This is a genomic window from Kitasatospora sp. GAS1066B (assembly GCF_041262605.1).
Taxonomy (GTDB): Bacteria; Actinomycetota; Actinomycetes; order Streptomycetales; family Streptomycetaceae; genus Kitasatospora.
Map to the genome: position 1 here is coordinate 111,451 of NZ_JBGCCO010000001.1, position 5,608 is coordinate 117,058.

General features: G+C 73.1%; 3 protein-coding genes. 1 reads left to right on the forward strand and 2 read right to left on the reverse strand.

The genetic code is table 11. The features are described from left to right. Nucleotides 1–109: 109 nt before the first annotated feature. Nucleotides 110–310: a hypothetical protein gene (locus ABH937_RS00485; RefSeq protein ID WP_370216731.1), complete on the forward strand. Its 201-nt coding sequence runs from the start codon at nucleotides 110–112 to the stop codon at nucleotides 308–310. Nucleotides 311–346: 36 nt separating this feature from the next. On the opposite strand, the gene ABH937_RS00490 is transcribed toward ABH937_RS00485, so the two are convergent. Both ABH937_RS00490 and ABH937_RS00495 read right to left on the reverse strand, forming a co-directional pair. Then, a complete protein-coding gene (locus tag ABH937_RS00490) occupies nucleotides 347–1,738 on the reverse strand; it encodes a hypothetical protein (protein ID WP_370216732.1) in 1,392 nt (463 codons plus the stop codon). Between the two features lie 321 nt (nucleotides 1,739–2,059). Next, the gene (locus ABH937_RS00495) at nucleotides 2,060–5,542 is read right to left on the reverse strand and encodes a type I polyketide synthase (protein WP_280694295.1); all 3,483 of its coding nucleotides are present in this window, start codon (nucleotides 5,540–5,542) and stop codon (nucleotides 2,060–2,062) included. Nucleotides 5,543–5,608: the final 66 nt, after the last annotated feature.

Below are 5,608 nucleotides of genomic sequence, written 5' to 3' on the forward strand. Positions count from 1 at the left end.
CGGTCCTCGAGTGGCCTCGCGAAGCGCGGCGCAGGACAGGACAGGTGATGACATCGAGGAGGCAGCAGAGTAGAAGAGAAGACAGACCACCGTTTGCGTGGGAGAGACGATGAACGAGACGTTCTCGCCGGGGTCGGCGCGCCCGACGCTGGTGCCGAGTCACGTCGCCGTGGCGCCGACCCGGGGCGGTTTCGGGTGCTCGGCGCTCACCCCGACGGTCCGGGTCGGCCGGACCCGGCGGCACAAGGTGCGGCAGCGGTGCGCGGCGGCCGACCGTGGCGCGCTGTGGGTGCTGCGGCACAGCAGGTGAGGCGCCAGGTCCTGACGGGCGCGCCGGACGGGCAGCTCAGCCGTCCTCGGTACCGGTGCCGGGCTGCGGGCCTGTGCCCGGCTGCGGGTCGCTGTCGGGCTGCGGGGCAATGCCCGGCTGTGCCAGACCCGGGCCCGGAGCCAGGAACTCGCGGATCCCGAACGCGGCCAGCACCGCGACGGCGAACCAGATGATGACCAGGCCCGTCGGATGATCCACCGTGATGAAGATCGCGGCGGCGATCAGCAGAATCGCGATCCCGATCCAGCGCTTGTGACGGCGGACGAACGGCTCGACCGGTCCGGCACGGAACCCGATCGACTCCGCGACCCGGCGAACCCCGCCGACCCCGGCGCTGCCCGCTTCACGCACGGTCGTCGCGACGCGGGACGGGCCGATCAGGAAGGCCCCGAGCGCCACGAGCAGCGCCAGCACGCCGACCGACCGCACCGCCTGCCGCAGGAAGTGCACCAGCGCGTCGTAGACGGCGCCGGCCGCCGCCGGGGAGGCGTCGGTGGGCAGCTGGTCCAGGAAGTAGGAGCGGAAGACGGCCAGTGCGACCCCGAGCAGCAGCATCGCCGCCGCGATCCCGAGGGCCGCCCCGATCAGCGCTCTGCGCCGGTTCCAGGCGAGGTAGACGCCCCCGGCCGCGACCAGCACCGCGATGACCGGGAGCCAGTTGCCGAGGATCTGCAGCAGCCGGAAGCCCGACCTGATCTTGGCGATCTGCGGCGACGCGAAGACGGTGAACTGGGTGTGCACGGTCGGGATACTGCCGGCGAGCGAGAATCCCGAGCTGACCAGCTGGGCCTTCACCTGGTCGATCACCGGCCCGAGGTCGATGTTGACCTCGTTGTTCGTGAGCTGGATGGCGCCGCCGCCCTGGCCGGTGAGCGCCTTCTCGATCGAGGAGTGGGCGGCGCGGATGGCGTTGGCCCAGATCGACGCGAACGCGTCGCTGGTGACGACCCGGTCGACCGCTGCGCCGACGAGGCTGTTCAGACCGCTGCCGATCGGGCCGCTGAGCCCGTTGATCAGATTGGCGGCCTGCGGCGGGACGCCGTTCTGGGCGGCGGCCTGGGAGAGCTGGTTCACCAGGCCGGGGACGTTGATCTGCTGCACGACCACGGTGGTCACCCGGTCGGAGACCGCGGCCTGGACCTGGGGGTCGCGCGCCAGCGGCGCCATGGTGGCGACGAAGCGATCGGTGTCCGTCACCTGGTCCTGTGCCCAGACGGAGAGCACGGACAGCAGCGACAGCACCGAGGCGATGATGATCAGCAGCACCGACCCGGTGGTCCGCAGCCGGTGGTGCGATGGGGCCTCCGGTGCGGTCGTGGTCTCCAACTGGGCCACCCGCCGCCGGAGTTCCGCCAGCTCGTCATCGTTCGGGCGCTCGGACGGCGGCTCGGCACCCGTGGACGACATGGCGGACTCCCGGTTCTCGCTGTGCTCTCTGCTCACTGCGCGAATGCCCGGTCGGCCGACCGGGCATCCACCCACCAAGCAAAGCCGCGCAGCCGACCCACCACGACCGGTGATCCCCCAGCCGGGTGGCGCGGCGTCCGCCGGCTCGGAGCTGCCGATCGCGGCCCGGATCTCCCCGGGGCCGCCCGTGAATGATGGGGCAGAGTGACGTCGAGATGTCCCGAGGGGTCTTGGCGCGGCGCCAGGTCAACTGAGACTGAGCCAACCGCGCCGAGACCGTCGGTCCGGCCGCCCCCATGGGCAGCCGGACCGACGGGCAGCTCAGGCGAGGTCGTTGATGAAGGCGAACAGCTCCTCGTCCGAGGCCTCGTCGAGACCGTCGATCTCCGCCTGGTCGGCGTCGGCCGAGGCGGCCTCCGCCGCAGGCTGCTGGGCCTCGCCGAGCCGGGCGGCCAGGGCGTTCAGGCGCATCTGCAGCCGGGCCCGGGTGACGCCGTCGGGGGTGCTCGCGGCCAGCGCGGCCTCCAGCCGGTCGAGCTCCTCGGTCACCGCGCTGTCCGGGTCCTCGCCGCCGGCCAGCAGTTCCTTGCGCAGGTAGGCCGCGAGCAGGGCCGGCGTCGGCTGGTCGAAGACCAGCGAGGCGGGCAGCGACAGGCCGGTGGCATCCGCCAGGCCGTCGCGCAGCAGCACCGCCAGCAGCGAGTCCACGCCGAGGTCCTTGAACGCCTGGCCGGGCTCGATCTCCTCCGGTCCGCCGAAGCCGAGGATGAACGCCGCCTCGGTCCGGACCAGGGCGAGGACCACGCTCTCGCGCTCGAACTCGGCCATCCGCGCCAGGCGGACCGCCAGCGGGGCGTCGGCGTCGTCCGGGTCTGTCATCTCCGGCTCGGCGGCCCGGTCCGTGGTGGTGGTCGGCGCCGCCGCGGGCTGCCCTTCGTGCCGGCTCTGGAACCAGGAGGACATCGCGGGCAGCGCCGCGCTGAGCGGCTGGTCGCCGTCCAGGCCCAGGGTGGCGAGCAGCGCGGCCAGGTCCTCGCTCTGGACGGCGGCCCAGAACTGCTCGTCCACGGCGAGCGGCGCCGGCTGCTCGTCCGCTGCCTCCTCGGGCCAGAAGCGGCGGCGCTGGAAGGCGTAGGTGGGCAGGTCGACCCGGCGGGCGTCGCTGCCGGCGAAGAAGGCCGACCAGTCGACGCCGATGCCACTGGCGTGCGCCTCGGCGAGCGCCCGGATCACCGCCTGGGTCTCGGGACGGTCGCGGCGCAGCACGGGCGCGAAGATGCCGTTGCCGGCGCTCTCCTTGCCGAGTGCGGTGAGGGTGCCGTCGGGGCCCAGTTCGAGGAAGGTGCGGGTGCCCTGGCGCTCCAGGGTCTGGACGGCGTCGGCGAACCGGACGGCCTCGCGGACGTGGCGGACCCAGTACTCGGGCGAGGTCAGGTCGGCCTGCTGGTCGAGCGTGGAGACGATCGGCAGCTGCGGCGGGTTGAAGGTCAACCCCTCGGCGATGGCACGGAACTCGGCCAGCATCGGGTCCATCAGCGGCGAGTGGAACGCGTGACTGACCGTCAGGCGCTTCGTCTTGCAGCCCTCGGCGGCCAGCTCCTCGGCGACCTCCAGAACAACCGCCTCGACGCCCGAGATCACCACCGAGGTGGGCCCGTTGACGGCGGCGATGCCGATCTCGTGCTCGCGGCCGTCGAGCAGCAGCAGTACCTCGTCCTCGGTCGCCTGGACGGCCACCATCGCGCCGCCGGCCGGCAGTTGCTGCATCAGGCGGCCGCGCGCGGCGACCAGTTCGGCCGCGTCGGCGAGCGAGAGGATGCCCGCGACGTGCGCGGCGGCCAGCTCACCGATCGAGTGCCCGGCCAGGAAGTCGGGGCGCAGGCCCCAGGATTCGAGGAGGCGGAACAGCGCGACCTCGATCGCGAAGAGCGCGGGCTGGGTGTAGGCGGTCTGGTCGATCAGCGCGTCGGCGTCCTTGAGCGGCGTCGCCAGGTGCCGGTCCAGCTCCGTGCAGATCTCGTCGTAGGCAGTCGCGAACACCGGGAAAGCGCGATACAGCTCGGCGCCCATGCCCGCCCGCTGGCTGCCCTGGCCGGTGAAGAGGAAGGCCAGCTTGCCCTCGCCCGCAGTGCCCCGGACCAGTTGCCGGGCGGCCGAGCCGGACGCCAACGCCGCCAGGCCGCTGAGCAGTTCGGCACGGTCTGCGGCCACCACGACCGCGCGGCGGTCCAGCGCCGCCCGGGTGGTCGCCAGCGCGTGCGCCACCTCGTGCGCGGTGAGAGCCGGTCGGGTGTCCAGGAACTCGTGCAGCCGCGCCGCCTGGGCGCGCAGCGCCTCGTCGCTCTTGCCGGAGAGCGGCACCGGGAGCACGGCATGCGGCGAGCGCGCGGGCCCGGCGGCGGCCGTGGGGGTGTCCTCGGCGGGGGCCTGCTCCAGCACGGTGTGCGCGTTGGTGCCGCTGATGCCGAAGGAGGAGACCGCGGCCCGGCGCGGGCGTCCGGTCTCGGGCCACGGCTGGTTCTCCGTCAGCAGCGCGACCGCGCCGGCCGACCAGTCCACCTGCGGGCTCGGCTCGTCCACGTGCAGGGTGCGGGGCAGCACGCCGTGCCGCAGGGCCATCACCATCTTGATCACGCCCGCGACACCGGCCGCCGCCTGGGTGTGCCCGAGGTTGGACTTCACCGAGCCCAGCCAGAGGGGCCGGTCCTCGGGACGGCCCCGGCCGTAGGTGGCGAGCAACGCCTGGGCCTCGATCGGGTCGCCGAGCTTGGTACCGGTGCCGTGCCCCTCGACCACGTCGATCTGGTCGGCCGTCAGCCGGGCGTTGGACAGCGCTTGCCGGATCACCCGCTGCTGGGACGGGCCGTTGGGGGCGGTCAAGCCGTTGCTTGCGCCGTCCTGGTTGACCGCGCTGCCCTGGACCACGGCGAGCACCTGGTGCCCGTTGCGCCGGGCGTCGGAGAGCCGCTCGACCAGCAGCAGGCCCACGCCCTCGGCCATGTTGGTGCCGTCGGCCGCCCCGGCGAAGGACTTGCAGCGGCCGTCGGCGGCCAGCCCGCGCTGGCGGCTGAACTCGATGATGGTGCCCGGGTTGGGCATCACGGTGATGCCGCCGGCCAGCGCCAGCGTGCACTCGCCGGTGCGCAGCGCCTGCACCGCCAGGTGCAGCGAGACCAGCGAGGCCGAGCAGGCGGTGTCGACGGTGACCGCCGGGCCCTCCAGGCCGAAGGTGTAGGAGAGCCGCCCGGACATCACGCTCGCGGTGTTGCCGGTGCCCAGGTGGCCCTCGAAGTTCTCGCTCGAGCGCATCAGGACCGGGGTGTAGTCCTGCCCGTTGGTGCCGACGAAGACACCGGTGCGGCTGCCGCGCAGCGTCGTCGGGTCGATGCCGGCCCGCTCGAACAGCTCCCAGGAGGTCTCGAGCAGCAGGCGCTGCTGCGGGTCCATGGCGAGGGCCTCGCGCGGCGTGATGCCGAACAGCGCGGCGTCGAAGCCGTCGATGCCTGCCAGGAAGCCGCCCTCGCGGGTGTAGGAGGCGCCCTGCGCGTCGGGGTCCGGGTCGTACAGCCCCTCGATGTCCCAGCCGCGGTCGGTCGGGAAGCCGGAGATCGCGTCACCGCCCGAGGCGACGAACTCCCACAGCTCCTCCGGGCTCTGCACACCGCCGGGGAAGCGGCAGCTCATGGCGACGATCGCGATCGGCTCGCGGGCCTTCTCGTCCAGGTCGCGCAGTTGGGTGTGGGCCTCGTCGAGGTCCTTCAGTACCCGCTTGAGGTATTCGCGGAGCTTGTCTTCATTGGCCATCGGAGCGCTGCCCATTCGGATCGTCGGGGTAGGGGGTGGGGGTGCGGAGCACGGCGGGCACGCCGC

Bases quoted from the DNA above. Each gene is read 5' to 3' on its own strand.
- ABH937_RS00490 (WP_370216732.1), bottom strand. From the start codon at position 1,738: ATGTCGTCCACGGGTGCCGAGCCGCCGTCCGAGCGCCCGAACGATGAC.
- ABH937_RS00495 (WP_280694295.1), bottom strand. From the start codon at position 5,542: ATGGCCAATGAAGACAAGCTCCGCGAATACCTCAAGCGGGTACTGAAG.
- ABH937_RS00485 (WP_370216731.1), top strand. From the start codon at position 110: ATGAACGAGACGTTCTCGCCGGGGTCGGCGCGCCCGACGCTGGTGCCG.